Origin of the sequence: Mycobacterium sp. Aquia_216, from assembly GCF_026723865.1 — a bacterium.
In the GTDB taxonomy this organism is placed as follows: domain Bacteria; phylum Actinomycetota; class Actinomycetes; order Mycobacteriales; family Mycobacteriaceae; genus Mycobacterium.
Genome location: NZ_CP113529.1, coordinates 740,675 through 767,427, shown reverse-complemented (window position 1 = coordinate 767,427; position 26,753 = coordinate 740,675). Strand labels below are relative to the sequence as shown.

General features: G+C 66.1%; 26 protein-coding genes. 3 read left to right on the top strand and 23 right to left on the bottom strand.

Features of this window, described 5'->3' with window-relative positions; translation table 11 throughout:
* Nucleotides 1–22 precede the first annotated feature (22 nt).
* Entirely contained in the window at nt 23–1,447 is a 1,425-nt protein-coding gene (locus OK015_RS03650; RefSeq protein WP_268129333.1) for a YhgE/Pip domain-containing protein, read from the top strand.
* Nucleotides 1,448–1,526: 79 nt separating this feature from the next.
* Nucleotides 1,527–2,636, top strand: a complete 1,110-nt coding sequence (locus tag OK015_RS03645) for a phosphodiester glycosidase family protein (protein WP_268132414.1) — start codon at nt 1,527–1,529, stop codon at nt 2,634–2,636.
* Here the strand turns inward: OK015_RS03645 and OK015_RS03640 are convergent.
* The 14 genes from OK015_RS03640 to fadD5 form a co-directional block, all read right to left on the bottom strand.
* Complete coding sequence (locus OK015_RS03640) at nt 2,633–3,352, bottom strand: YoaK family protein (protein ID WP_268129331.1); 720 nt, start codon at nt 3,350–3,352, stop codon at nt 2,633–2,635. The genes OK015_RS03645 and OK015_RS03640 overlap by 4 nt on opposite strands.
* A 38-nt stretch (nt 3,353–3,390) precedes the next feature.
* Nucleotides 3,391–4,137, bottom strand: a complete 747-nt coding sequence (locus tag OK015_RS03635) for a mammalian cell entry protein (RefSeq protein ID WP_442791195.1) — start codon at nt 4,135–4,137, stop codon at nt 3,391–3,393.
* Nucleotides 4,104–4,661 (bottom strand): mammalian cell entry protein, encoded by a 558-nt coding sequence (locus OK015_RS03630; protein ID WP_268129330.1) that lies wholly within the window; start codon nt 4,659–4,661, stop codon nt 4,104–4,106. Before OK015_RS03630 ends, OK015_RS03635 begins: the two co-directional genes overlap by 34 nt.
* On the bottom strand, nt 4,658–5,623 hold the full coding sequence (locus OK015_RS03625) for an RDD family protein (RefSeq protein ID WP_268129328.1): 966 nt from the start codon (nt 5,621–5,623) through the stop codon (nt 4,658–4,660). The genes OK015_RS03630 and OK015_RS03625 overlap by 4 nt, the downstream gene beginning before the upstream one ends.
* Nucleotides 5,620–6,369, bottom strand: coding sequence for an Mce protein (locus OK015_RS03620; protein WP_442791261.1), 750 nt, complete (start codon nt 6,367–6,369; stop codon nt 5,620–5,622). Before OK015_RS03620 ends, OK015_RS03625 begins: the two co-directional genes overlap by 4 nt.
* Nucleotides 6,370–6,521: 152 nt before the next feature.
* The gene (locus tag OK015_RS03615; protein WP_268129326.1) at nt 6,522–8,072 is read right to left on the bottom strand and encodes an MCE family protein; all 1,551 of its coding nucleotides are present in this window, start codon (nt 8,070–8,072) and stop codon (nt 6,522–6,524) included.
* The gene (locus OK015_RS03610; RefSeq protein ID WP_268132411.1) at nt 8,066–9,229 is read right to left on the bottom strand and encodes a virulence factor Mce family protein; all 1,164 of its coding nucleotides are present in this window, start codon (nt 9,227–9,229) and stop codon (nt 8,066–8,068) included. Before OK015_RS03610 ends, OK015_RS03615 begins: the two co-directional genes overlap by 7 nt.
* A 32-nt stretch (nt 9,230–9,261) precedes the next feature.
* A complete protein-coding gene (locus tag OK015_RS03605; protein ID WP_268129324.1) occupies nt 9,262–10,875 on the bottom strand; it encodes an MCE family protein in 1,614 nt (537 codons plus the stop codon).
* Nucleotides 10,872–12,461, bottom strand: a complete 1,590-nt coding sequence (locus OK015_RS03600; RefSeq protein ID WP_268129323.1) for a virulence factor Mce family protein — start codon at nt 12,459–12,461, stop codon at nt 10,872–10,874. The genes OK015_RS03605 and OK015_RS03600 overlap by 4 nt, the downstream gene beginning before the upstream one ends.
* Nucleotides 12,458–13,498: a virulence factor Mce family protein gene (locus tag OK015_RS03595; RefSeq protein WP_268129322.1), complete on the bottom strand. Its 1,041-nt coding sequence runs from the start codon at nt 13,496–13,498 to the stop codon at nt 12,458–12,460. Before OK015_RS03595 ends, OK015_RS03600 begins: the two co-directional genes overlap by 4 nt.
* Complete coding sequence (locus tag OK015_RS03590; RefSeq protein ID WP_268129320.1) at nt 13,495–14,796, bottom strand: MCE family protein; 1,302 nt, start codon at nt 14,794–14,796, stop codon at nt 13,495–13,497. The genes OK015_RS03595 and OK015_RS03590 overlap by 4 nt, the downstream gene beginning before the upstream one ends.
* Nucleotides 14,797–14,801: 5 nt before the next feature.
* A complete protein-coding gene (locus OK015_RS03585) occupies nt 14,802–15,671 on the bottom strand; it encodes an MlaE family ABC transporter permease (RefSeq protein WP_268129318.1) in 870 nt (289 codons plus the stop codon).
* Nucleotide 15,672: 1 nt separating this feature from the next.
* Complete coding sequence (locus OK015_RS03580; protein ID WP_442791194.1) at nt 15,673–16,491, bottom strand: MlaE family ABC transporter permease; 819 nt, start codon at nt 16,489–16,491, stop codon at nt 15,673–15,675.
* 209 nt (nt 16,492–16,700) lie between these two features.
* Nucleotides 16,701–18,359 (bottom strand): fatty-acid--CoA ligase FadD5, encoded by a 1,659-nt coding sequence (gene fadD5 / locus OK015_RS03575; RefSeq protein WP_268129316.1) that lies wholly within the window; start codon nt 18,357–18,359, stop codon nt 16,701–16,703.
* A gap of 159 nt (nt 18,360–18,518) precedes the next feature.
* On the opposite strand from fadD5, the gene OK015_RS03570 reads away from it, so the two are divergent.
* On the top strand, nt 18,519–19,214 hold the full coding sequence (locus OK015_RS03570) for a GntR family transcriptional regulator (RefSeq protein WP_268129314.1): 696 nt from the start codon (nt 18,519–18,521) through the stop codon (nt 19,212–19,214).
* A 9-nt stretch (nt 19,215–19,223) separates the two neighbouring features.
* Here OK015_RS03570 and OK015_RS03565 read toward each other — a convergent pair whose 3' ends face one another.
* From OK015_RS03565 to OK015_RS03525, 9 genes are all read right to left on the bottom strand, one after another.
* Entirely contained in the window at nt 19,224–19,664 is a 441-nt protein-coding gene (locus tag OK015_RS03565) for an SRPBCC family protein (RefSeq protein WP_268129313.1), read from the bottom strand.
* Between the two features lie 64 nt (nt 19,665–19,728).
* A complete protein-coding gene (locus tag OK015_RS03560; RefSeq protein ID WP_268129312.1) occupies nt 19,729–20,193 on the bottom strand; it encodes an acyl-CoA thioesterase in 465 nt (154 codons plus the stop codon).
* 35 nt (nt 20,194–20,228) lie between these two features.
* Nucleotides 20,229–21,155, bottom strand: coding sequence for an alpha/beta hydrolase (locus OK015_RS03555; protein WP_268129311.1), 927 nt, complete (start codon nt 21,153–21,155; stop codon nt 20,229–20,231).
* Entirely contained in the window at nt 21,152–22,684 is a 1,533-nt protein-coding gene (locus OK015_RS03550) for a flavin-containing monooxygenase (RefSeq protein WP_268129309.1), read from the bottom strand. The genes OK015_RS03555 and OK015_RS03550 overlap by 4 nt, the downstream gene beginning before the upstream one ends.
* Nucleotides 22,666–23,388: an SDR family NAD(P)-dependent oxidoreductase gene (locus tag OK015_RS03545; RefSeq protein WP_268129308.1), complete on the bottom strand. Its 723-nt coding sequence runs from the start codon at nt 23,386–23,388 to the stop codon at nt 22,666–22,668. Before OK015_RS03545 ends, OK015_RS03550 begins: the two co-directional genes overlap by 19 nt.
* Nucleotides 23,385–23,804 (bottom strand): nuclear transport factor 2 family protein, encoded by a 420-nt coding sequence (locus OK015_RS03540; protein WP_268129306.1) that lies wholly within the window; start codon nt 23,802–23,804, stop codon nt 23,385–23,387. Before OK015_RS03540 ends, OK015_RS03545 begins: the two co-directional genes overlap by 4 nt.
* A complete protein-coding gene (locus OK015_RS03535) occupies nt 23,801–24,553 on the bottom strand; it encodes an HpcH/HpaI aldolase family protein (protein ID WP_268132407.1) in 753 nt (250 codons plus the stop codon). Before OK015_RS03535 ends, OK015_RS03540 begins: the two co-directional genes overlap by 4 nt.
* Nucleotides 24,554–24,564: 11 nt before the next feature.
* Entirely contained in the window at nt 24,565–25,533 is a 969-nt protein-coding gene (locus OK015_RS03530; protein ID WP_268129305.1) for a zinc-binding dehydrogenase, read from the bottom strand.
* A 1-nt stretch (nt 25,534) separates the two neighbouring features.
* Nucleotides 25,535–26,710 (bottom strand): cytochrome P450, encoded by a 1,176-nt coding sequence (locus tag OK015_RS03525; protein WP_268132406.1) that lies wholly within the window; start codon nt 26,708–26,710, stop codon nt 25,535–25,537.
* Nucleotides 26,711–26,753 lie beyond the last annotated feature (43 nt).

Sequence of the window (26,753 nt, the reverse complement as noted above, 5' to 3'; positions counted from 1 at the left end):
GGCATGACAGACAGGAGCCGGGATGTCGAAAGCCCAACCGCGACACGCGGTGCCGAACCCGAAGCGTAACGCAAAAGCACTGAGAACAGTGCAGTTCTGGGCGCTGCCCATCGGCGCCACACTCGCCCTCATGTCGGCCCTGTGCGCGCTGTATCTCGGCGGCATCTTGAATCCGACCACCAACTTGCGCCATTTCCCGATCGCCGTGGTGAACGAGGACGCCGGAACCGCGGGCCCGAAAATTGTCGACGGCCTGGTCTCCGCGCTGGACAAGAACAAGTTCGACGTCCGGGTGGTGTCCCACGACGAGGCCAAGCTGCTGCTGGACCGGGCGCAGGCGTACGGCGAGTTGGTGATTCCGCCGACGTTCTCGTCGAACTTGCGCGAGTTCGGCGCCAGCGCCGTCACGCCCACCAAGGCCGAGCGGCCCTCGGTCACGATCTTCACCAATCCGCGGGCCGGCACATTGGGTGCCGGTATCGCCGGTCAGACGCTCAGCCAAGCCATGGCTGTCGCTAATACCAAAGTGGGACAGTATCTTTCGTCGGAGGTCGCGCAACAGACCGGCGGGGCGCCGTTGACCGGCGCGTCGCAGTCGGGTCTGGCCAGCCCGATCGAGGTCAAGTCGGCCGTGTACAACCCGCTGCCCAACGGCACCGGCAACGGGCTGTCGGCGTTCTATTACGCGTTGTTGTTGCTGCTGGCCGGCTTCACCGGCAGCATCGTCGTGTCCACCCTGGTGGACTCGCTACTCGGCTATGTACCGGCCGAATGGGGTCCGGTGTATCGGTTTGCCGAGCAGGCCAACATCTCCCGCTTCCGCACCCTGTTGGTGAAGTGGGGAATCATGGTGGTGCTGGCGCTGCTGACATCCGGGGTCTATATCGCCATCGCCCATGGACTCGGCATGCCGATCACGCGCGGTTGGCAGTTGTGGGCGTACGGCGTCTTCGCGATCGTCGCGGTGGGGGTGACGTCGAGTTCGCTGATCGCGGTGCTGGGTTCGATGGGCTTGCTTTTCAGCATGCTGGTTTTCGTGATTCTCGGGTTGCCCTCTGCGGGCGCGACCGTCCCGCTGGAGGCGGTGCCACCGTTCTTCCGCTGGCTGGCCGAATTCGAGCCGATGCATCAAGTATTCCTGGGTGTGCGGTCGCTGGTGTATCTCAACGGCGCCGGGGCGGCGGGTCTGTCTCAGGCGTTGTTGATGACTTCGATCGGCCTGGTGATCGGCCTGTTGGTCGGTGGCATCGTCACGCGCATCTACGACCGCAGCGGATTCCACCGGATCCCCGGGGCCATCGGGGTGGCGATCGCCGAGGTGCACCAATCGCAACACAAAGCGCGCACGGGCGGTAAGCACGAAAGTTCCGGCGCAGCCACCGAAGCGGACCTCGCCGGCGCGGAGCCCAGCGCGGCGGATCCCGAAAGCGTAAGCAAGCAAACGTAATTCGGGTGCGGCCTTAGTGTCACACGTTTGTTATTTAAGTTGACAGTGTGGCTAATGTGACTGATGCTGTGTATGTTGCATCCACATCAGGGCCGAAAGGGCTGCCGTGCCGCCACGACGCGCCAGGTTGCGCCGACTGGCGGCCAGCCTCACCGCCATGGTCGGCTGCGTCCTGTTGACGGCCACGGCCGGGCCGCCCGTCGCGCACGCCGCCGACGCCCGCGAACTCCTGGCCAGCGCGATCGGCGCCACCCAGGGCTCGTATCTGGTCTACAACTTCGGTCCCGGCCACCCCACCCCGCTGCTCGACGCCGGCGGGCGCTGGTACGAGATGAACAACGGCGGCCACCTGATGATCATCAAGAACGCGTCGACACGCCTGGCGCCGCACCTGCTGGTCGACACGCACCGAGGTGACCAAGCGCGCTGCGAGAGCAACCCCGGGGCCCGCACCAGCGAGGGGTTGATGCAGGCCTCCGAGCTCTATACGCCGCTGCACGCGTGGCAGCGGATGGGGCAACCGACCATCGCGATCAACGCCAACTTCTTCGACGTGCGCGGACAGAAGGCCGGTTCGTGGCGTCAGACCGGCTGCAGCTCGCCGCTCGGCGCGTTCATGGACAACACCAACGGACAGGGCCGCGCCAACCAGGCGGTCACCGGCACCTTGGCCTACCCCGGCAAGCAAGGGCTTTCGGGCGGCGGTGAAAGCTGGTCATCGCTGACGACGATGATCCTGCCGACGGGCGGGGCGCCGTATGTGGTGTGGCCGCGAACCAAGAACGACTACGACGCCGCCACGCCGGTGGTGGAGGACTTGCTCAACAAGAACCAGAAGTTCGTCGCGGTCTCTGGGATCGGACTGCTGGGCCCCGGCAACACCCAGCAGCTGCACGACGGCGGCCCCAGCGCGGCGCGAACGGCCCTGGCCTACGTCAAACAGCGCGACGAAATGTACGTCTTCGAGGGCGGCAGCTACACACCGGACAATATGCAGGACCTGTTCCGCGGCCTGGGTAGCGATACCGCGATCCTGCTCGATGGCGGCAGCTCGTCAGCGATCGTGCTGCGCCGGGACACCGGCGGGATGTGGGCCGGTGCGGGTTCACCGCGTGGATCCTGCGACACCCGCCAGGTGCTCTGCGACTCCCACGAGCGCGCACTGCCCAGCTGGCTGGCTTTCAACTAACCGTCATCCGGCTCCGCCGTTGCCGCGACCGCGGGACCCGTAGCGGCAGGCCCGAACCGGAAGATCATCAGGCTGAGTGCCACCAGGGCCCCGATGAGGGTGAATACCGGGGCGACGACGAACCGTGACAACGTCGCACCCACAAAGGCGCCGGCGCACATCGTCAAAACGACAGTGAGACGCAGCTTTTCGCGAGCGCCCGTGCCACCGGACAGGCGGCTGTCCCAACCGAGACTGACGATCGTCGACGTCAATACCGTGGTGGACAGTTCTTGGATTCCGAACTGGCGCGCGCTCGAGTGCTGCAGACCGAACGTCACCGCGAGCATGCCGATAATGATCAATTTGGTGTTGTCGTGATAGTGCAGCACCCCCGTACCGGCCAGGATCGACAACGTCACCAGTAGCACGATTTCCGTGGTCAGCACCGTGGTGATCCACTGCCGAGGGCTCTCATCGAGACGGCGTGACAACCGGCCGCTGAGGATGGTGGTGGTGACGAAGGTGGGCAGCGCCACCGCCACCGCGGTCAGGTCGATGCTGGTGCGCGGGGCCAGCCAGAAGCCGAAGAAGACCACGTTGCCGGTCATGTTGGCGACGAATACGTGGCCGAGGACCAAGATACTGATCGAGTCGGCCAGGCCGGTGGCAAAGGTCAGCAGCAACAGGGCCGCGACGGTCGATCGCTCGGATACCGGCGACGCCTTGAAATCCACGGCTCGGAGTATATTTCGGCGGCCCCGGTTCGGCGGGGTTACGGGTGCGGCGTCAGATCCAGCGAGGTCACGGTCGTCATCCTGGTCACCAGCCAATGCCCGTTGGCGCGCTTCATGAACAGCCGATAGGACAGGTACTTCAGAGCCGGGATGTCTTTGGTCAGCGGGCTGGTGGAGGTCGTGTTGGTGTAGACGATGACGACCGCGTTCGGACCGTCCAGCGATTCGACCGCCGCACCGGTGACCTGGGTCCTGTTGCTGATTTTGGCTTGCTTGTTCGGCGCCACGATGGCGTCGACGAATTTGCGGTACTGGGCCTCGAAGTCACCGCTGAGGTAGGCCGACGCGCGGTCGGCGAGGCCGTCCATGTTCTCCGGTGTGTAAGTCCACAGCGTCGTGATCGCGTTCGCCGCGGTGCGTGCCACATTGAGCTTGGTCGCCGCCGCGGCACGGTCGGCCAGGTAGGGCTGGACGGTTGCGCCCGCGAATGCCGCGGAGCCGACGAACAGCAAGGCGGCCACCACCACGACGATGCCCATCCACTTTCCGGCCAGCAGTTTGCGTCGCGGGCGGGCGCCCTCTTCGGTCGCCACGGCGGAATCGTCGGTCTCCGCGTCCTGCGCTTGCGCGTCGCCGCCGGGCTGATCCGTCGCGTCGGCATCGGTCGCATCAGTGGCGTCTGCGTCGACTTCTGTTGTTGTGTCGGTATTTTCGTCGTCCGCAGCGGTGTCGCTGGAGGCCGCGGCGGCGGTCAGATCACCCGCAGCAGGCTGCTTATCTTCCACTGGTTCCCTTCCCGCGTAGCAGTTGCCGTCCAACGATTGGTGTTCTCGAATACCTGCTTTTGATCCGGCGACTTGGACGTGACTTCGGTCGCCACTATCACGGTGACGCTGCCATCGTCGTTCCACCGTTCCACCGCCGCGCCCAGGATGGTTCCGGTCGCAGGCTCCGCCCGGGCGACCTGCAGCAGGATCTCGTTGGCTTTGTCGTGATACTGCTTGGCGAAATCGCCTGTCGCCTGGTCCATTACCCGCATGACATAGTCGTTGGCGTGATAGGGGTCAAGGGAGGTGAACTGCGTCATGAAACCCGTCACGTAGTTGAGCACCTCGCGGTTTTTCGACTCGGCGTGCTCCCGGGATTGATGAGAGACCAGCATCAGGGTGCAGACCGTGATCGCCGCCGCCATCAGCACCGCGGCAACCGCACTGGCAACGGGTAACCCCCACGGCCGGCGCTGAGTCACCGAATCCGTCGTGACGAGCAGCGCGCCCTCGCCCGGCTCGAACTTGCGGCGGGGGCTCATTTTCCGTTCCCCGGCGGTTTCGGTTTGGTCAGTACGGCGAGGTTGTCAACCAGCCAATGACCGTTGCCGTCCTTGACGAAGTTCACCCGGACGGTTGCGGTGATGTAGCGCTCCTCGGGCGCCGCACCGCGCCGTCCCTGCATGAACAACAGCATCGTCGCCCGATCCGGCGACGCCGATTCGATCGAGCTGTCGGTTACCCAGTACTCGTTGATGACCGGGTTTCCCTTTTCGACGATGTCCTGCTGCGCCTTGAGCTGGCCTCGGTAGTTGGCGGTCGCCAGCGACTGGGCACGTGCGAAATCGTCGTGCAGCGTCTTCGGGTCGTACGTCAGCATCTGCGCGACGATCTTGGGTCCCTGGATCGCGATCTGGGCCCGCGTTTGATCGGTCGCCTGATCACGCGAGTACACCACCCCGTAGCTCACGACGGCGCCCGCCAGGCACAGCCCGGTCGCGGTGAGCAGCGTGATGGCCGTCCAGCGGCGGATCTCGGGCCGCGGCGTTTCCGAGCCCCGAACTTCGGTGCGCAGCAGCATGTCCGCGAAGGTGCGGCGCCGCGAATCCCACAGCGGCCATAGCCATCCCACCACCGATACGGTGTCGAGCAGGTGAGCCAGGTCCCGCAGCAGCAGGCCCCAGGAGCCGATGAACTCACCGTCGCGGCGTACCACCGCGATTCCGAACAGCGCGCGTCCCAGGCTCCGGCCGAGGATGGTCGGTAGCAGCAATCGGTTGACCAAGATCGCCAGAATGGCGATCCCGAGGACGCAGATGCTCAGCCACCACCACGCACCGCGCGCCGGTACCGTGAACGACACCAACGCCATCGTCGTAGCCACGGCGCCCGCGGGCAGGACGTCGACCGCGAATGCGGACGCGCGAATGTGCCAGGGCGCCAAGGCATTCTGCGATGGCACTCGGGTGGCCGTGGTCGCAGTGTCCTCGACCACCAGCGTCACTTCGTCACCTGGTCGAGCTTGGCGATGCGGTACTGGCCGTCGTCGAGCGCCATCTTCACCCGCAGCCGATAGCCGGTCTCGTTCTGCGATTGGTCGGCGGCCACCTTGACGCGCATCGCCACCAGCACGTCGATCGAGCCATCTTTGTTGTTGCGCTCGACCGCGGCCCGTACATCGGCGACCTGAACGTGGATGTTCGCGGACTGGTAGGCCTGCACGAGCATTCCGGTGTACACCAACGCCTGTTCACGGAAGCCACCCGTGCCGCACTCGACGATCTTCTGCTCGCTGGCGATCATCGCGCTGGTGTCGGGCGCCTGCGTTGCCGAGACACAGTCGATCGCCGCCTTGAGCGCCGCGTCGTTGTTGCGCGCGATTGCTTGGCTCTGGTGGTGGTACCGCAGCGCCAGGTAGCCGCCGGTGCCGACGGCACCGGCCAGCAGGACGAGGGCCGCGGCGATACCGGCCAGCCAAGCGCGGCCCAGCGCCGATGGGGGGCGCCCAGAGCCGTCGGCCTCGGCTACCGGATCCTCGGCCGCGCCGTCGGCTTCGTCGTGATCGCCGTCGACCTCCGACTGCTCGGCGGCTTCGGCAGTGGGCGGGTCCTCCGGCGGTTCCGGAGCTTCGGCTTCCGGGGCGGACTCGGGCTCGGGCTCGGCTTCGGATACTGACGAATCCTCGGCCGTCACCTCGGTGCTGATCCGGTCGGCTCCGACCGCGGATTCTGACGAATCCTCGGCCGTCACCTCGGTGCTGATCCGGTCGGCTCCGACCGCGGATTCTGACGAATCCTCGGCCGTCACCTCCGGGTTGGTCTCGTCGGTGACGTCGTCCGATTCCTCATGAATCTTCGGCCGTCTCCGACGCAGACGACTAAGCATCGACATCGGTGGTGGGTTCAGCCGGCTGGCGCCAGCATCTCCTTCCATCCGTCGTCTCCTGTTTTGGTCGAATTTTCGACGGAGTATTTGACCCCGTCGGGACCTACCAGTTCACCGCTCTGGGGACTGTATACCGCCGAGGGAGGTCCGCCAGGAGTGTAGACACACGGGTTGGGCTGCTGTCCGTTGCACTGCACGGTACCGGAGCCGGGCCGTGTCAAGGGGTCACTGGTCGGCGGCGGCGTGCCCGCGACCCGGTCCGAAGGTGCCGGGTTCAGACCGTTGTTGATCGACGGCGCCGGAATCACCATGCCCGGGCGCACCGACTGATCGCATCTCGCGCTCGGCGCCGGGCAGGTCAGGATCTGGTTCGGGTCGCCGAACCAGGGGTTCGTCCCGGCCGGAACGTACGGCCTGGGGTCCCGGCACTCCCGCGGTGTGGCCGCTCGCTTACCGGCGACGTCGGTACATGGGATGTTGCGCGATCCGCGCACGCTGTTGGCCGGCGTGTCCATCGGAATCTTGCAGTAGGTGCCCGACGGCAGCGGCTGCAGGCTGGTGTCGGCTGGAGACCGCCACTCCGGAGCCGGAATGAAGCCGGTCAGGCACGGCGGCGGCTGGTTGATCGACAGCGCCAGGTCGAGCGCGGCCTGGTTGGGGAACGGCGCGGCCACCGTCTGCGCGATCGAGGCACCCTGCGGCAGGAACACCAGCACCTGCTCCACCCCGGTGTGGTACCGCTTGAGTAGGTCGAACACGACCTCGAGATTCGCCAGCGTCTGCGGCAGCGACTCGCGCACATCGCTGAAAACCTCGCTGACCTGATCGGCGGTCGGCGCTGCTTGCGACAGAATGCTTTTCACGTTGCTGTCGCGCTGCGCGGCCTGCGCGGACAGCGTGTTCAGGTTGCGCGCCCAGCGCTCGATCGCGTCACGGGACTTCACTTGGCTGTCCAGGACCGGTCCGGAGTTCTGGATGATGTCGTTGACGTTCGTGATGTTGGTCCGGAAATCGCCGACGATCGCCTGCGTGGAATCGACCAGGCGCTGCAGCGCGGGTCCCAGGCCGCCGACGGACTCCGCCGTCTCGTCGAGCAGCTTGCTGATCTTGTCCTTGGGCAACGCCTCAAGCCCGCGGTTAGCGGTGTCGAGCGCGGGTCCGATCTCGGCCGGCACCGTGCCCTTGGTGATGGTTTGTCCTTCGGCGAAATACTTCCCGGGTTTCCCCGTCGAGACCAGGTCCAGGTACTGCTCACCGACCGCCGACACGGAGTGCACGTTCGCGACCGTGTCGACCGGGATTTTGTACTGGCTGTCGATGCTCATCGTCGCTTGGGCACCATGCTCGGTCGGCTCGACGTCGGTCACCTTGCCGATCGTGATTCCGCGGTAAGTCACGTTGGCCGTCGGGTACAGCCCACCCGATGCCGGCAAATCGGCCTTGAGCGAGTATCGGCCGATCCCCATCAGGCTGGGAACCTGCAGGTAGTAGACGCCGAGCACCAACAGCGAGACGACCGTCAGGACAAGGAACAGCCACAGCTGGCGTCTGATGAACGGAGTCAGCAATTCCTGTCCCCCCTTTCCACCAGCGGGCCGCCGGGCGCGTCATTCGGGTTCGGCGTGTAGCGGACGTCGGGGATCATCGTCTCCGGGTCGCGGCCGAAGGATTGCTCGAGTGCCCGCAACGCTCCCGACAATCCGGTTCCGGTGAGGAACGCGTTGTCGACCGAGCTGTAGGTCACGTCGAGCGTCAGCGAGATGTTCACGTAGTCACCGCGGAACATCTTCGGGACGGTGTCGATGTCGAACGGCTGGGTCAGGATCAGCTTCAGCGCGCCGATCAGATACGGGGAGGAGCGACCCAGTTCCTTGAGCGGGCATTGCAGCGCCTGCAGGTCGCTGTGCAGCGGTCCGCGGGCCTCCGACAGGTACTGGTCGGCGGCCTGGCTGAGCCGACCGACCGAGTCGACGGCGTTGATCAGCAGGTTTCTGGTGTCGGCGAAATGCTTGATCAGCGGCGGGAGGTCGGTCAACACTCGATCGAGGACATCCGCCCGACCGCCGACGTAGACCAGTAGCCGGTTGGTGGAGTCGATCGCGTGGGTGATGTCGTCACGCTGCTGGTTGAGCTGGGTGGTAAAGGTGTCCAGCTTGCCGAGGAAGGACCGGATCTGCTCCCCTCGCCCGTGAAAGATGTCGTAGACCTCGTTCTGCAGCACTTCCAGGTTCGGGATTCCGCCACCGCGCAGGATCAGCGACAGGCTGGCCAGCGTCTGTTCGGTGGTGGGATACGAGGTCGCATTCTTCAGCTGGATGGTGTCGCCATTCTTCAGCAGCTCCGGCGACGGGTTGGGCGGCGCGGCCAGCTCCACGTGCTGAGAACCCAGCAGCGAAGTCTGGCCGATCCTGGCGATCGCGTTCTTCGGCAGCTTGACAGTGCTCTTCACGCCGAGCGTCAGGGTAGCCACCCAGTTCTTGAGGTTGATGGCCTTGATCGAACCGACAAAGACGTCGGCAACCATCACCTTGCTGTTGCCGTTGATCGCCAGCGTGTCCGGCACCTGCACATAGATGGTGTAGGACCCCGGCCCGTCGCCCGGGCCGCCCGGAATCGCCACGTTGGAGATGCCCCGCCAGCCACACGAGCTCAGCACCAGGGCGATCACCAGCAACACCAGCCCCTGCCAGGCCCGGTGGCGGATCAGCGCGCGCGCCGCGCGCAACGCGGACTGCGCCGGTCGGTTCGGCGTGCGCCTCACTGTCCACCCCCGAAGTCAGCGGGCACCGGCGGACCGCCGGCATTGGGCGCCGGCGCGCCCACCGGCGCCGGTGTCGGCGCGACGGGACCCGGCAGCACGTTCGGACCCGGCGCCGGCGGCTGGATCGGCGTCGGAGCCCGTAACCCGATGGGCGGCAGGATCGGGTTCTCGTCGTAGGCGTTCGGCGGCCCCGGCGGGGTCTGCAGGTTCGACTGGACCGGTTCGATGTTCGGGCCGCCCATCAGTTCGGCGAGCGAGTCGGGAGTCATCAGACCCGAGGTGATCGGCCCGACTTGCTGGCCCTGCATGCCCGGCGCCACGATCCAGCCTTGCTGTGTGTTGCGGTGCGACGTCGGTGTATCCGGAACCCAGATCCCGGGAACGGTCGTGTCCTTGTAGCCGTTGGGCGGGTGCAGCCTATCTTCGGAGTACGCGACTTCTTTGGGCAACGTCTCGGCGGTGCTGAACAGGTTCAAACCGAACGGCAGGTAGTTGAACTTGATCGCGTCCAAGACGGGTGCCAGATACTGCGCGCACAGTTCGGCGGATTCCTGGTAGCCGAGCCGGCTGCCGGCCTGAATCGAGCTGCAGATGAACTGCATCGGGTTCGCGAAGTTGGTAATCGCCGGAATGGCGACCACCGAACCGTGCGTCGGGTGATAGATCTGGTTGATGTTGGCCGCGGCCGTCGGCAGGACGTGCAGCGCGGTCTCCAGCCCGTTCAGCGGCTCGGGCTGCAGCAGCGTGTTCGTCGCGGTGGCCAGGTTGTTGACGTCGGTGGCCAACACTTCGCGGTTCTTGTTCAGCCATGGCCGAACGGTGGTCAACAGGCTGTCGAACTGCTGCAGGGCGTTGGACAGGTCGCCGTCGGACTGGGCGAGCCGGCCGGTCACATCAGCCAGGTTCTGGTTCAGCGCGACAAACTGCGCGTCGTCCTGGTGCAGCGCGTTGACGAACAGCGCCAGGCTGCGCACCACCGCGAAGAAGTCGCCGCGGCCCTCGTTCAGGGCCGTCAACGCCGACGACAGGCTGTTGAGCGCGGTGTTGATCTGCTTGCTCTTGCCGGCCAGACCGTCGGCGAACGACGAGATGACCTCACCGAACGGCCCAGTCGGCTGCTCCTTGGTCGGGCCCAGCTTCGAGATGATGTTGGTGATGCTGTTGCGCAGTTCGTCCCACTCCACCGGAACCTGGGTGCGCTCTTCGGGAATCACGGCGTTGTCGCCCAGCACCGGTCCGCCCTTGTAAGGCGGCTCCAGCTGGATCGCGCGCGACGCCACCAGGGTGGGGTTGAGGATGACCGCCGAGGCGTTGGCGGGAACCTTGTACCTGTTCTCGTAGTGGAACGTCACCTTCATCTTGTCGCCGACCGGCTCGATGCTGTCGATCGAGCCGACCCGCAGGCCCATGATCTGGACCTTGTCCCCCTTGTACAGGGCGTTCGCCGCTGGGAAGTAGGCGACGACGGTGTTGTTCGTCAGTTTCTCGAAAAGCCGGTAACCGACGTAGCCGACGACCAGCGCCACGACCACCACCAGCGACGCGACGATTGCCGTCGTCCGGGAAAACCTCGGTAGCCGCACGTTGCGGACGTCAAAGATGGTGCTCAATTCTGGCTACCTCCCGTGACACCGCTACCACCCGATCCGCCGGGGTTGATGAACGGCGCCGGCAGTTGGTTCCCCGGTCCGGGCGGGGCCGGCGGACCCGGCGGGAAGCCCGGAGCGAAGGTCGACGGCGGGGGCACCGGGCCGGCCGGCGCGAGGTTCTCGGTGCGCGCACCCGGCGGAGCCTGCGTCGGCAGCGGCACCGGTGTGCCCGGAACGTTCGGCGGCGGGTCACCCGGGCGCCCGGCGATCGGGATGCCCGGGGTGGGCGGCAGACCGTCGGGGTTCGGTGGCGACGTCAAGACGTCGACCGGAGCGGGGAAGCCCGGGCCGCCGAACGGGCCGATGCTCGAACCCGCACAGGGCAGCGGATTCCACGGCCGCGGCAGACCCTCGTCGCCGACGGTGATGTTGCCGCCGGGGTTGGCCGGCGTGTACGAGCACGGCGATCCGGGTGGGATGGCCGGTCCGGGGTGCTCCGGGGTGCCCTCCAGCACCGGCGGCGCCGGCGGCGGCGCACCGTTGGGGAACCGGGCGCCGTTGGGGTCGGGCCACCGGTATTCGGGCAGGCCGGCACCGCGCCAGAAGTTCTCCGGGTCGATGCCGCGCTTCTTGAACGCCGCGTCGACCCATGGCTGGATGATCTGGTACAGCGCCAGGTTGTGCAGGACCACCTTGAAGAACGGTCCCGACGCGATGGCCTCATTCAACGACGGCAGGAAATGGCCGACCTCGGTCAGTCCCGCGGCGACGTCGTCTTTGCGCTCAACCAGGATCTGGCTGATCGTGCGCAACTGTTCCAGCACGTGGTTCAGGTTGGGGTTGTCGTTGATCAGGCCCTTCACCTGCTCCGAGAAAGCGGCGATGTTGCCCAATAACGCGTTGATCGCCTGCCCGCGTTCGTTGAACGCGGCCAGCAGCGTCTTGGCGTTGACCAGCAGTCGGTCGACCTGCTCGCTGCGATCGCCGAGGACGCTGGCCACCTGGTTGGCCTGGGCAAGCAGATGCTTGACTTCCGCGTCGCGTTTGCCGACCGTGTCGGAGAACTTGGCGACACCGTCGAGCGCCGCGCTCAGATGGGGGTAGGTCTGATCGATGGTCTGCGACAGCACATGCAATGACTCTTTGACCGTGTCGATGTCCCAGCCGGAAGCGGCCTTCGTGACGTCGAAGAACGCGTCATAGATCTGGTAGGGAGTCGTGCTCTGGCCCACCGGCAACGTGGCCCCGGGCCGTAGCGGCTGGGCGCCCCGCGCCTCGATCTCCATGACTTTCTTACCGAGGATGGTGTCGGTGCGGATCGCCAGCCGGCTCTCGGTGCCGATCGTGTTGGTACCGATCGAGAACTTGATCACGATGTGGTCGCCGTCGATATTGAGGGCCTCGACCTTGCCGACATCCATGCCGGCGATGCGGACCTTGTCGCCCGCGTTGATCCCGCCGGAGTCGGTGAACTGGCCGTAGTAGGCCGGCCTGGCGAACAGGATCGGCACACTGGTGAAGCTTTGCCCGACGCCGATGACCAGCAGCGTGACCACGATGCCCATCAGGCCGATCCGAAGCCGGTTCGGAGGTTCCAGCGTTCTCATTGCGGCGTGCACCTACCCGTCGGCTGCTGGAAGAGCCGGACCGTGCGGACCGGGCCGCCAGCCTGCAGGCCATTGAACTTCAACGTGATGTCGCAGGCGTAGAAGTTCACGAAGTCCCCGTAGGACCCGATGGCGCGCCCGATCATGTTCAGCGCGGTGGGCACCTTTTTGAAATAGTCCTGCAGTTGGTCTTGCTGGTCGATCAGCGGCTGCTGGATCCCATCCAGGTAGTTGATGGTCTTGTGCAGCAGCGCGCGATCCTCGCCCAGCAGATCGGCGACGGTGCCGGCGGCGTTGCTGATGTGCGCCGTCCCGCCGGCCAATTGGTCGCCGTGGTCCTTGAGTCCGGTGATCAGCACTTCGAGGTTGTTGATGGTCTGATCGAATTGCTGGCGGTGCCGGACCGTCGTGTCCAGGACGATGTTCAGGTTCTTGATCACCTCGCCGATCGCTTGGTCACGCTCGCCGATCTGGGTCGTCAGCTGTGCGGTGTTGTCGAGAATGTCGTTGATCGTGCCGCCCTGACCCTGGAACACGGTGACGAGCGCGGTCGCGATCGTGTTGACCTTCTCCGGGTCCAGCGCCCGAAACAGCGGTTTGAAACCACCGATCAGGGCGTCGAGGTCGAGCGCGGGCGCGGTGTGCGACAGCGGGATGAAGCCACCCGGCGGCAGGACCCTGTCGACGCCCTCGCCCTCACCCCGCTTGAGCTCCAGGTACCGGTTGCCGATGAGGTCGAGGTAGCGGATCTGCGCCGTTGTCGACTGATAGAGCGGAATCGAGCGGTCGACGTTGAACTTCACCCGCACCCGCTTGCCGCCGTCGGTCAGTTGCACCGAGTCGACCTTGCCGATCTCCACCCCGGAGGCCCGGACGAACTGGCCCTGCCGCAGGCCGCTGATGTTGCTGAACTCCGCCGAGTACGCGTTGGTGCGGTCAAACCGCATCTGACCGAACACCACGATGATCATCACAGTGAACAGCAGCAGCACCAGCGAGAAGATGCTGAGTCGGACGAGCGTACCGGTGATTTTCATGGGTTGATCGTGTTATCCCCTACCTGACGGCCCCAGACGTACTCGATCGCGTAGGGCGAACCGGTGTCGAGGTGGTTGTACGGCGCGATGCTGTTGCCGGAGTCCATCACCAACTCGGGTGCGGGCCAGAGGTCATGGGTGATGTGCTGCCAGCAACCCGGCGCACCGCCCGGTCCACCGCGGGCGTTCACCCGCGGCAGGTTCTCGGGATAGATGTAGGGGTTCGGCGCGCCGCCGACCACTCCGGCCAGGCCTCCGACCATGCTGGCGATCGTGGCCACCGCCGAGACCGGGTTGGCGAGCAGCCCGAGGCCGGACAGCGCCTCGGTGTGGGCGTTCAGCGAGTACCCGTTGCCGGCGAGGAATGAGGCGGCCTTGGGCTCGATGTCGTGGTAGTTGCGCAGGGTGCAGAAGATCGCCGGGCTGTAGGTGTCCAGCAGCTGCGCCGACGGCAGCAGGTCGGCGGCGCCGCGCGCCAGGTACGGGCCGCCCTTCTCGAAAATCTCCGCGCCGGTGTTGCCGAACCCGGCGGCCGACAACAGCGCCCGGTCCAGGTCCTTTTGCTGCTGGTTGATCGTGCGCGAGGTGACGACCGCGTTGTTGAGGAAATCGAACAGTTCCGGCGAGGCGTCGGCGTAGGTGTCGCCGAGGTCGGCCAACTGCTGGATGTCGTGGCGGATCTGCGGCATCCGCGGGTTGACGTCGTCGAGGACCGCGTTTCCGTTGACGATCGACTGCCCGAACTTGTCGCCCAGGCCGGCCAGCGATTGCGCGGCCGCGCTCAGCGTCAGGTTCAACTTGACCGGATCCACCTTCTCCGCGATCGAGGTGATGGTCTGGAACAACGTGTTGATCTCCGTCGTCACCGACCTCGCGTCGATCACCGACTGCGCGCTGAGCTTTTGCGTCGACGGGTTCTGCGGCGTCGTCAGCGACACGTACTTGCCGCCGAACACCGTGGTGGCTTTGATGTCGGCAGTCACGTTGACCGGGATCAGCGATAGGTACCGGGGATGGACGTCGAGGGTGAACTTGGCCGCCGGCTTACCGTCGCGGACGATCTCGGAGATGGTGTCCACCCGGCCGATCTCGACCCCGTTGTAGGTGACCTTGGAGCCCGGGTCCATCACCAGCCCGGCCCGTGACGCCAGCATCGTCAACTTGACTTTGGGGGTGAAGTCGCCACGGAACTGCCCGTAGACCAAGACGAAAATGACCGCGGCGATGACCAACAACCCGACACCCGCCAACTTGTAGGGCGGGGTCCGCGCTTCGTTGATCTTTCCGGGTCGGGTCATGGGCGCTACACCGTCAAGGCGAAGTTGGGGTTGACGCCGTACAGCGCCAACGCGGCGGATAACACGACAACCTGCACCGAGACCAGGGAGAAGCGCATCGAGCGACCGACGGCCTCGCCGACGCCGACGGGCCCGCCACCGGCGTTGTAGCCGTAGAAGCAGTGCGTGATCATCACGACCGCGGTGATGAGGATGGCCTCCAGGAACGACCAGAACACGTCATCGGGGCGAAGGAACGTCCGGAAGTAGTGGTCGTAGGTGCCGTTGGATTGCCCGTAGAGCACCGTCGTGGTGATCTGCGGCGACAGGAAGCACATGATCATCGCCATCGCGTAGATCGGGATGATCACCACCAGTCCGGCCATGAACCGCGTGGTCGCCAGGAACGAGATCGACTTGATGCCCATCACTTCCAGGGCGTCGATCTCTTCGCTGATCCGCATGGCGCCGAGTTCGGCGGTGGCGCCGGCGCCGACGGTGGCGGCCATCGCGATGCCGGTGACGACGGGGGCGGCGATGCGCACGTTGATCAGTGCGGCGAAGAAGCCGGTGAACGCCTCGACGCCGATGTTCCCCAGGGATGCGAATCCCTGGATGGCGACCAGGGAGCTACCGGACAGCGTGACGAAGCCGACGATGGCGACGGTGCCACCGACGACGGCCATGGCCCCGGTGCCCATGCCGATCTGGGCGATCAGCCGCAGCGTTTCCTTGCGGTAGTTGCGTATCGCGTGCGGCACGTGCGCGATACAGACCATCCCGAACCAGGCCATCCGGCCGATGTCGTCGAGCCCCCGGCCGGCGGCACCGCCGTAGCGGTTGAGGTTCTCGGCCGCCCGGGGGAACCGGGCGCGCAGTACGGCGACGTTGGTCATCTCAGTGTCCCGTTCCGAATCGGACGCCGATCGTGGTCAGAATGACGTTCACCGCGTACAGCGCGACGACGCAGAGCACCACGGTTTCGTTGACGGCGGTGCCCAGGCCCTTGGAACCGCCGCGCACGGTCAGGCCGCGGAAGCAGCCGACCAGGCCGGCGATCAGGCCGAAGATCGCGGCCTTGACGGTCGCGATGACGACCTCGGGCAGGCCGGTGATCGTGGTCAGCGTGGCCAGGTAAGCGCCGCCCGACACGTTTTGCAGATACACCCCGAACAGGTAGCCGCCCACCAATCCCACGGTGATGACCAGGCCGTTGAGCAGCGTGGCGACCAGGGTTGCGGCGATCACCCGGGGCACCACCAGCCGGTGGATCGGGTCGATGCCGAGCACTTCCATCGCGTCGATTTCCTCGCGGATGGTGCGCGCGCCCAGGTCGGCGCAGATTGCGGTCGATCCGGCACCGGCGACGACCAGCACCGTCGTCAACGGGCCGAGCTGGGTGACCGCGCCGATCGCCGCGCCGGCGCCGGACAGGTCCGCGGCACCGAACTGGGCCAGCAGCACGTTGAGGGTGAAGATCAGCAACACAGTCAGCGGTATGGAGACAAAGACAGTCGGCAGGAACGCGACACGCATGATGAACCAGCACTGCAGGATGAATTCCTGCCACTGGAATGGCCGACGGAACAACGCCCTACCGGTCAGGACACACATCCGAAAGAAGCCGCCGATCAGGGTCAGCGGCGACTCCAGTTGGTCGCGCAGGTAGCCGACCAAGTAGGGACCTCGGCCGCCGGTGGACGTCGACGTCACCACTGCCTCCTCACGTCGGCACCGGGTGCCTGGCGGCGCCGCGAATCGTGTCGCACGCCTCCCCCTTGCACGGACCCCGCATGTGTGATCACCGACTCCCTACTGGCAAGTAGTAACGGAGACCACAGGAATGTACCCGATGGCCAAGCAGGTGTGAACCGCATCCGCACAATTAACCCTTCGTCAACAGCTGGCAAACGTTACAGTTTCTGTCAGCCTTCCTCTCTCGCCGTGAAATCCCTTGAAGTAGCCTGACTTTGCGTTGTGTCCGCGTTCCCGTAGCGAAGCCGTAGCTCAGTCTTGAGGACCTTGCCGGCCGGGTTGCGGGGCAACGCCTCGACAATCTCAAGCGCCTTGGGATGCTTGTAGCGCGCCAGGCGCTCCGTCAGGAACTCGTCCAGGTCATCCAGGCGCGGCCCGTCGGCGGTGATCGCCGCGACCGCGATGGGCACCTCGCCCCACTTCTCGTGGGCCCGGCCGATGACCGCGACTTCGACGATGCCGGGATGGCCGGCGAGCACGTTCTCCACCTCGGCGCAATAGATGTTCTCACCGCCGGAGATGATCATGTCCTTCTTGCGGTCCACGACCCAGACGTAGCCCTCGTCGTCCATCCGGACGAGATCGCCGGAGTGGAACCAGCCGCCCGCGAACGCCTCCGCGGTGGCCTGCGGGTTGTTCCAGTAGCCGCTCATCAATGTCGGTGCCCGATAGACGATTTCGCCAACCTCACCGATCGGCACGTCGTTCATGTTTTCGTCGACCACCCGGGCGGCAACGGTCGGGATCACTTTGCCGACCGATCCGCGTTTCCGGATCGCGTCCTCGCCGAGCAGCATGCAGGTGACCGGAGACATCTCGGTCTGGCCGAAGGCGGCCAGGATCTGGGTGCCGGGGAACGTCGACGACATCTCCCGCAGCAGGGCGTCCGGAGCGGGGGCGGCACCCCACGACATGACTCGCAGCCGCAGATCACGGGGCCGGGCTTGCTGCTCGGCGCAGACCGCCTGCCACTGGGCCGGAACCAGGAAAATGCCCGTGACCTTCTCGGCCGCCAGCACGTCGAGCAGCTGGCCCGGGTCGAACGCACCGAGGGGGTAGATCACCGTGGGCAGGCCCAGCAGCAGGCCCCCCAACAGGTTGCCGACGCCGGCGATGTGGAACAGCGGGACGCCGACGAAGCCGACGTCGTTGCTGATGTCGGCACCATGTGTGTAGAGCCCGGTCATCGCCTGCCCGGTCAGATTGGTGTGGGTGAGCACCGCGCCCTTGGGACGCCCGGTGGTGCCCGAGGTGTACATGATCAGGGCCGGCGCGTCGTTCGGGACATCCACCGGCTCGACCGCGTCCGCGGGCTCATCGAGCAGGTCGTCGTAGCCGAGCACGCTGTCGTCGGGAGAGCCGCCGGCCACGACGACCGTGCCGAGCAGCGGCTGGATGTCGCGGACGCCGGTGGCCACCGGGGCAAGCACCGCTTCGGTGACCATCACCCGCGCCTCGCAGTCTTCGACCAGGAAGGCGATCTCGGACGGGGTGAGCCGGAAGTTCAGCGGAACCGCGATACCCCCGAGCATGGTGGTGGCCAGCATCGCCTCGACGAACTCGGTGCGGTTGAGCATCAGGATCATGACCCGGTCGCCGGAGCCGACCCCTCGACGGCGCAGCGCTGCGGCCAGCGCAGTGACCCGTCGCCGCAGGTCAGCCCAGGTCAGTGTCCGACCCATGAAACGCAGCGCGACGGCCTGCGGCTGCATCAACGCGTGCCGCTCGAGCTGGTTGACCCAGTTCTGCCGGCGGGCCAGATACGGCTGCTCGTGCGGGTGTGACGGCTGCGATGCTTGAGCCTCGTGGCTAGCAAGTTGCGCGGTCAACTAATACCTTCCCTTCACTCGCGCACCGCTTGCGACAGGTTGATATTTGATAAAACATAGTGTTGTGTGGGTCACACTATGGCTTTACTGCCCTGATGACAAGCCCCGATACGCCCTGAAAGCTCCCTGAAAACGCCTCCGAAAGCCCTGGCTACCGACGTGAACGTACCTCTATCTACGCGAGCCCACGGCAGGCGGCGGCAGCTGCGCCGGGCGCAGCTGTCGGACGAGGTCGCGGGCCATCTGCGGGCGGCGATCATGTCGGGGGCATTGCGACCGGGCACCTTCATACGCCTCGATGAGACCGCGGCCGAACTCGGGGTCAGCGTGACGCCGGTACGCGAGGCCCTGCTCAAGCTGCGCGGTGAGGGCATGGTGCAGCTGGAGCCGCACCGCGGCCATGTGGTGCTGCCGTTGACGCGCCAGGACATCGACGACATCTTCTGGCTACAGGCCACCATTGCCAGGGAACTGGCCGCGGCGGCCACCGATCACATCACCGAGACCGAGATCGACGAGCTGGAGCGGATCAACGATTCGCTCGTTGCGGCCGTCGGCTCCAGCGATCCCGAGACGATCGCGGGCATCGAGTTCGCGTTTCACCGCGTCTTCAACCAGGCCGCCGGGCGGATCAAGCTGGCCTGGTTCCTCCTCAACGCCGCACGGTATATGCCGGTGCTGGTCTACGCCGGGGATCCGCAGTGGGCTATCGCCGCGGTCGACAATCACCGGCAGTTGATCGCCGCGCTGCGCCGGCGCGACACGCCCGCGGTGATCGAGCACACCGTCTGGCAGTTCACCGACGCGGCGGAGCGGCTGACCGCAATGCTGGACGGGGCCGGAGTTTTCGGTTGACCGGGGTCGCTAGCCGGCGGCCAGGTGTTCGGCGCGCTTCTTGAGGTTGTCCGCGAGGTGGTCGAGCACGTTGTTCAGCATCATCTTCACCATCGGCGCGGGCACCGGCATCGACGGTTCGACGTCGATGTCCACCGTCAGCAGGCTCGAGGCGCCCATTTCCACCACGCTGAACAGCTGCTCCTGTTTCTTGAACAGCTCGCCCTGCTGCAGGACGGTCTGAATCTGGTTCGACCCCGGGTAGTAGATGGCCTGAATGAAGGTTCCCTCGAAGCCTTGGTAGGCGGCGTCCAGGCGAATCTGGCTGGGCCGGCCGTCGTCGTAGCGCGCGAGCACCCAGCAGCCCTTTGCCCCGTCGCTCCACTCCGGGTACCGCTCGAAGTCCGCGACGATGGCCATGATCGCCGCGGCGTTGGCGTCGACCTCGACGGTTTTACTCAAAACAGGCATTGGCGAAGCATAGCGGGGTACGCGAAAGCCCCAGCGCAGTGCGCTATCTCGGCCGGGCCGAGGTCTATTCGCCGACGCAGGCCGTCGACAGCAAGGTCCGGATGGGGTCGGGAATTCCGACGGGTTTGCGGCTGGCGCGGTCGACGTAGACGTGCACCCAATGCCCGAGCGCGGTCGTCGGCCGCGGCTGTTGTCCCTCGCTCGACTCGAACACACCCAACCGGTAGGTGACGCTGCTGCGGCCCAGCCGGGTCACGGCAAGGCCGACCTCGAGGCGTTGTGGGAATTGCAGTTCGGAGAAATAGCGGCAACCCGACTCCGCGACGACACCCAGCGCCGGCATGGTGGTCGGGTCAAGCCCGGTGCCGATCGTGATCCAGGCATTGATCGCGGTGTCGAACAGCTGGTAGTAGACCGCGTTGTTGAGATGGCCGAACATGTCGTTGTCGGCCCACCGGGTGCCCACCGGCCACAGCACCGGAAAGTCGCTGCTGGTGAGCTGCTCCGGTGCCGGCGGGATGATAGCCATGGTCGTATTCCAACATGTCTTGCCGCGGGCCCGGGCTAGGTGCCGTAGAAGGCGGTCGTCAGGGCATTGCCTTGCAGCGCGAACAGCCGCTCGGAGTCCGACCAGTCGGGCAGCAGCGAATCGAACCCGTGGCAGGTGCGCGCGAACACGTGCAGTTCGGTGGAGACTCCGGCGCGAAGTAACCGCAGCGCGTAGTCGATCGCTTCATCGCGGAACGGATCGATCTCCGCGCAGGTGACCAAAGTTGCTGGCATACCGTGTAATTCGGCGCGCCGCGCCGGCACGGTATCCGGTGACGCGGGCTGTCCGCCCAGGTAGTAGCGCCACATCAGTTCGGCTGCCTCGCTGTCGAAGGCCGGGCTGGTGCGAAACTCCGCCTTCGATGCGGTAGGGCGATCGTCGAGCACCGGCTGGTGCAACAGTTGGAACACGACGGGCGGCAGCGACCCGTCCACGCAACGCTGCACCAGGGATGCGGCCAGGGTGGCCCCGGCGCTGCTGCCCGCGACAGCCAGCCGCGTGGCATCGACATCCAATTCAGCCGCACGGCCGGCCACCCAATTCAGCACCGCGATGGCGTCGTCGAGCGCGGCCGGATAGGGGTGTTCCGGCGCCAGGCGGTAGTCGACCGATACCACCGTGCAGCGGCCGCGGCGGGCGAGTTCCGCGCACTGCCGGTGATCGGTGTCGAGGTTGCCCAGCGCGAATCCGCCCGCGTGGCAATAGACGACTACCGGCGCCGGTGACGGACCGCCCCGATAAATGCGCACCCGGACTGCGCCCGCCGCATGGTCCTCGCTGATCTGCACGCCCGGCAGGTCGGTGAGGTGTGCGGCATCGCGGCGGCGCAGATCGAACGGTCCGCGCATCAGCTGGATCGCTTCCGGAGAGAAGGCGGTGCGGGTGGTCGCGACCACGCGCAGTGCGGGATCGAGCCTCCGCGCCCCGTCCAACTCCGTCATCGACTCGGCCTGACCACCGCGGTCTCGTCGTCGGCGGTGAGCACGGCTTCGCGCGGGCGGCTGGAGAACGTGAAGTCGGCGGGCTTGAACCTGCGCGTCATCTCCCAAAAGCTACGCGCGCTACGTGGCCATTGTGTTACCACCCGCCCGTTCGCCGCGCGGAAGTAGTTGCTGCACTGAGTCGTCCACACGGTACCGACCATCCACTGGTCGATCTTGGCAATGAATCGCGCCAACGCGGACGGCCGCACCGCCACGTACGTCTTGCCCTTGCGCCGCATGTACTTCAACGCCCGCACGATGTAGTGCGCCTGAGCCTCCAGCATGAAGATCACGCTGTTGGAGCCGACGTTGGTGTTCGGTCCGTACAGCATGAAGAAGTTCGGGAACCCGGGAACGGCCATGCCGAGATAGGCATGCGGCCCATCACTCCAGACGTCGCGCAGCGTCGTTCCACCTTCTCCGGAAACATCCAGCTGCCCGAGGTAGTCGGCGGCGGCGTAGCCGGTCGCGCACACCACGACGTCGACTTCGCGTTCGGTGCCGTCCTCGGTGACCAGTGATCGGGCCTTGAGGTAGCGGGCCGGGCTGGACACCACCTCGACGTTGGATTGGGTCAACGCGGGCAGGTAGTCCGACGAGAACACCAGCCGCTTGCAGCCCATCGGGTGATCCGGAGTCAGCCGCCGCCGCAATTCCTCGTCGGCAATCGTCTTCTCCAGCAGGCCAAGGGCGATCGCGGTGAAATCCTGCGTCTTTTCACTACCGTGCTCGATCACCGAGATGTTGGATTCGCTGCGCCACCACAGCCGGATCCGGTACAGCCTTTTGGCGAACGGCAGGTGGGCGAAGACCCACCGCTCCCGTCGCGTGTAGTGCCGGTCCGGTTTGGGCAGAATCCATGTCGGCGAGCGCTGCACCGAATACACCTGACCGGCCACCTTCGCGAGTTCGGGAAGCAGCTGCGACGCGGTCGATCCGGTTCCCAGCACGGCGACCCGTGCGCCGTGCAGGTCGACCGAATGGTCCCATTGCGACGAGTGCATCACGGTTCCCGAGAACGGCTCCCGCTCGACGAGCTCCGGGAACAGCGGCCGGGTGAACAGACCGACCGCGGAGACCACGACATCGAAGTGGTGTTCTTCGCCGTCCGTGGTGGTCAGACACCACTGCTGGGCATCCTCTTCCCAACGCGCCGCGCGGATTTCGGTGCGCAGTTTCAGGTGCGGCCGCAGTCCGTATTTATCCGCGCAACGCTCGAAGTAGGCAAGGATCTCAGGCTGGCCCGACCACAGCCGTGACCAATGCGGATTCAAGTCGAAGGAGAACGAATACAAGTGCGACTTGACGTCGCAGGCCAGACCCGGATAGGTGTTGATCCGCCAGGTGCCGCCGACGTCGTCTTCGCGGTCGAAGATGGTGAAGTCATGAAAACCGGCGCGGGCCAATAGAATTCCCAACGCCAGCCCACCCGGACCGGCGCCGATGATGCCGACCGACAACGTTGCCTTCATCGAATCTGCAGGCATTGCCCACCGTCGACGACCAGTTCCGAACCGGTGATGAACGACGCCGCCTCCGACACCAGGAAGGCCACCGCGTCGGCGATCTCGGTGGGCTGACCCAGCCGCCCGAACGGCGCCGTCGCCGTCAACCGGGCCTGCGTGGCCTCATCGAGCATCGATGTGGCGATCGGTCCGGGGAACACGGCGTTGACCCGGATACCGAACGCGGCCAATTCGGCCGCCGCGGTTTGGGTCAGCCCCCGAAGCGCCCACTTCGACGATCCGTAGGCGCAGTGCGTGGGGAAAGGGCGGATCGCTCCGGTGCTGCAGATGTTGACGATGGCCGCGTTGTCGGCCTCCCGCAGCTGGCCGAGCGCGGCCTGCATCCCGAGGAATGCACCCAGACAGTTGACCCGCCAGGCATTTTCGAAATCCTCGACCGTCTCGTCGGCCAGCGCGGCGCGATGCAGCACGCCGGCGTTGTTGACCAGTGTGGTCAGCCGTCCGAATCGGTTCACCGTCTTTTCGACGGCGGTTTCCCACTGCTCTGGACTCGTCACGTCGAGCTCGATCGCGATCGATTCGTCGTCGTCCAACGCACCGACCGCGGCGGCGATATCAGCAGCTCGCCGATCACAGGCGGCGACGGAATATCCCTGCGCTCGAAGCTGCTTCGCGATGGCCCAACCTTGGCCGCCCGCGGCGCCGGTGACGAGTGCGACGCTCATGACGACGAAACCTCGGGACTATCGGACAGGCCGTGACTGGTGATGAATCGGCATCGGCGCCGCTGGAAGAGCCACTGCCCGTCGCGGCGGGCCAGTTCGTCGTCGTACAGCGCGGGCCGCAGGTGCAGATCGCTGGCCCTGACGAACAGCACCTGCGATTGCGCGGTCGCGCTGTCAGGTTCGCCCGAGCCGACGTCGATACGCGACACTCCGGTCAAATGCAATCCCCGGGGCGCATCGCGGAACATCTTGGCGATCCCGTCGGGCCCGACGAAAGACCTTCCGTAGACCATGAATTCCCCATCTGGAGTGAACAGTTGCGCGCACGCGTCGATCTCACCGGCATCGAGCGCCAGCGCATAGTCGGCAATCAGTTCGCGGATCGCAGCTTGATCGGTGGAGATGTCGTCGGTCACTGTCCGGTCGCCTCGCGTAGGTGCTCGATCGCCCCGCGCCGCAGCGCCGCCGATTCGGCGGCCAGCGTGATCATCCGAAAGCCGAGCTGCGCCATCGCATGACCGGTCTTGCCCTCGCTGGCATGAATCCCGGTGACCAGTCCGGCCTTGGTGGCGACACGATGGACTTCCACGATCGCGTCCAGCACTGCCCGATGCCGGGTCGACCCGACGACATCGTGGCCCATCGAGATCGCGAGATCTGCGGGCCCGACATATATCCCGGCCAGGCCGTCGACCGCACAGATGTCGGTGAGATTCGTTAGTGCCGGTACGGTTTCGATCATCGCGAACACGCTCGCCCGCGCTTCGTGGACGGCGGGGTTGAGACCCAGGCCGGCACGCAGCGGGCCGAAGCTGCGGACGCCCACCGGCGGATAGCGGGTCGCGGCCACCGCCGCGGCCGCCTGGTCGGCCGACTCGATCATCGCGATGAATACCGCGTCGGCCCCCGCGTCGAGCACCCGCCCGATCGGAGCCGGGTCGGCGTTGGGCAGCCGCACCGCGGTCGCGATGGGCACCTGCTCGAGGCGCCGCAGTACGCCGGCGATGTCGGCGTCATCGAGGTAGCCGTGCTGGGCGTCGAAGCCCACGTAGTCGTAGCCCGCGCGGGCGAATTCCTCCGGCCCGATCAGCGTCGGACCGGTGATCCAGCCGCCCCATATCGGGGTTGACTTGCTCAGCGCCTTCGCAAAGTTGCCCTGCGGCATCCGGGACGTGCTCACTGCGCGATCGCGATCTTCACGCGGTCGGCGACCGGCCGGCACGCGAGGTCGAATGCACCCTGGACGTCATCGGCGCCAAAGGTGTGTGTGAGATAGGAACCCAATAGCTCGGGATGTTCTGCGGCGAACTTGCCCGCGAGCTCGAGTACCCGCCGCCGGTCAAGCGTCACACCGGATTTCAGGGTCAAGTTGTTGCGCAGCATGAGACGCATGCTAATCGGGTACGCCTCATCGTCGGCAACGCCGAAGTAGAAGACGGTCCCGCCGGGCGCTGCAGCTTCGATCGCATGTCCGAGGGTGGCGACCTGATGACCGACGGCCTCGATCACGACATCGGCGCGGTCGGCGGACGCCAGTCGACTGACCCACCGGTCGCTGCTGGCGCGCACCACCTCGTCGACACCGAATGTGGTTGCGAGACTTCGGCGATCGATGGGGTCGACACCGGTGACACGGCGGGCGCCGGCCACCTTCGCGACATAGGAGAACAGCAACCCGATCGAACCCTGGCCGATGATCGCGACGTGCCGGCCGGCCAGCTCCGGCAGCTGCTCGCAGGCATACAGCACGCATGCCAGGGGCTGCAGTCCGACCGCCTGCGCCGGGGTCAGTGCCGGGTCGTACGGCGCAAGCCCGTTGCCGTCGCTGATCACCCGCTCCATCATCCCGTCGAAGCCGGAGGCCCAGCCCACCACGCGATCGCCGGGACGGTGTTCGGGATGCCGGCTGGCGATCACCTCGCCGGCGACTTCGTGGATCGGGAAGCCGTCTTTCTCGGCGGCGCTTGGTCCGTCGTCGCCCGGAAGTCTGCCCTTGACGCCGCGAAAGCCGGGCAGATCGCTGCCGCACACCCCGGCCGCCAAGAACCGCAGCAGCACCTGACCATCGGCCAGGTCGTCGGGGGTTTTGTCCGCGATCGACGTGCGCGCGAACTCATACGGCGCGATGATCCGGTAGGACCACACGTCAGACCTCCACCGGGATCTGGTTCCATCCCCACTGGAAGCTGGACGGCAGCCGGGTGGCGGCCTGGCTCTTGATCTCGAAGTCGGGCACCCGTCGCAGCCATTCCTGCACCAGCACAGCAACTTCCAGCCTGGCCAGGTGATAGCCGATGCAGAAGTGCTGGCCGCGACCGAACACCAGCGAGCGGGCGATGGGCCGATTCCAGATGAAATCGTCGGGGTCGGGGTACTCCCGTTCGTCGCGATTGGCCGAGGCGAGCAGCGTGATCACCCGCTGGCCCGGCTCGATGGTCTGGCCGTGAATGGTGAATGGCCGGCGCGCGGTTCGGGCGAACCACTGCGCGGGCGCACAGAACCGCAGCATCTCCTCCCGGGCCACCGCCACGTTGGCGGCGGGATCGGCGCGCACCGCGGCGAGCTGGTCGGGCCGCCGGCTGAGTTCCCACAGCCCGTGGGCGACGATCTTGGGCACGGTTTCGGTGCCGCCGATGAAGATGCACAGCATCTGGGTCGCGGTTTCGACGTCGGAAAGGGCGCTGCCGTCGGGCAGCCGGTAACCCAGCAGCCCGTCGACCACCGGCAGGGAGCCGCCGGATTGGCCGGCCCGGCGCCGTTCCACCACGGGCATCAGGTATTCGAGGTAGTTGGGCCGCGCTTGTGCGGTGTCGACGCCCTCCCCCGGCGCGGTGAGGCTGCCGGCATTGACCGCGGCCAGTACTTGCGGTGCGAGTTCGGTCGATATTCCCAGTAAGTCGCACACCATCGAGGCTGCCACGATCCCGCCGTAGTCCTGGGTCAGGTCGAACGACCCTTGCGGCAACAGCAGATCGAGGCGCTCGTTGGCCAGCTCACGGATCCTGGCCTCCAGCCCGGCGACCGACCTCGGCCGCAATGGCGCCGAGTGCGCGCGTCGGATCTCGCCGTAGAGGTCGGTGTCGAACACGGCGTGGAAAGGCAAGGGATGCAACGGCGGATCCTCGACCGGACCGGTGTTGTGCTTGGCCAGTACCGCCGCCGGGGGCAGGGTGCCTTCCGATGCGACGAAGGTTCCGTCGTTGACTTCGAGTACCTGCCAGATGTCGTCGAAGCGGGACAAGGCGAAGGTATCCCACTGCGGCATGTAGTAGACCGGATAGTCATCGCGCAGAGTTCGGTAGTACGGCAACGGATTTGCCATGACGTCCGCGTCGAAGGGGTCGTACGCGAAGTCAGCGGCCGAG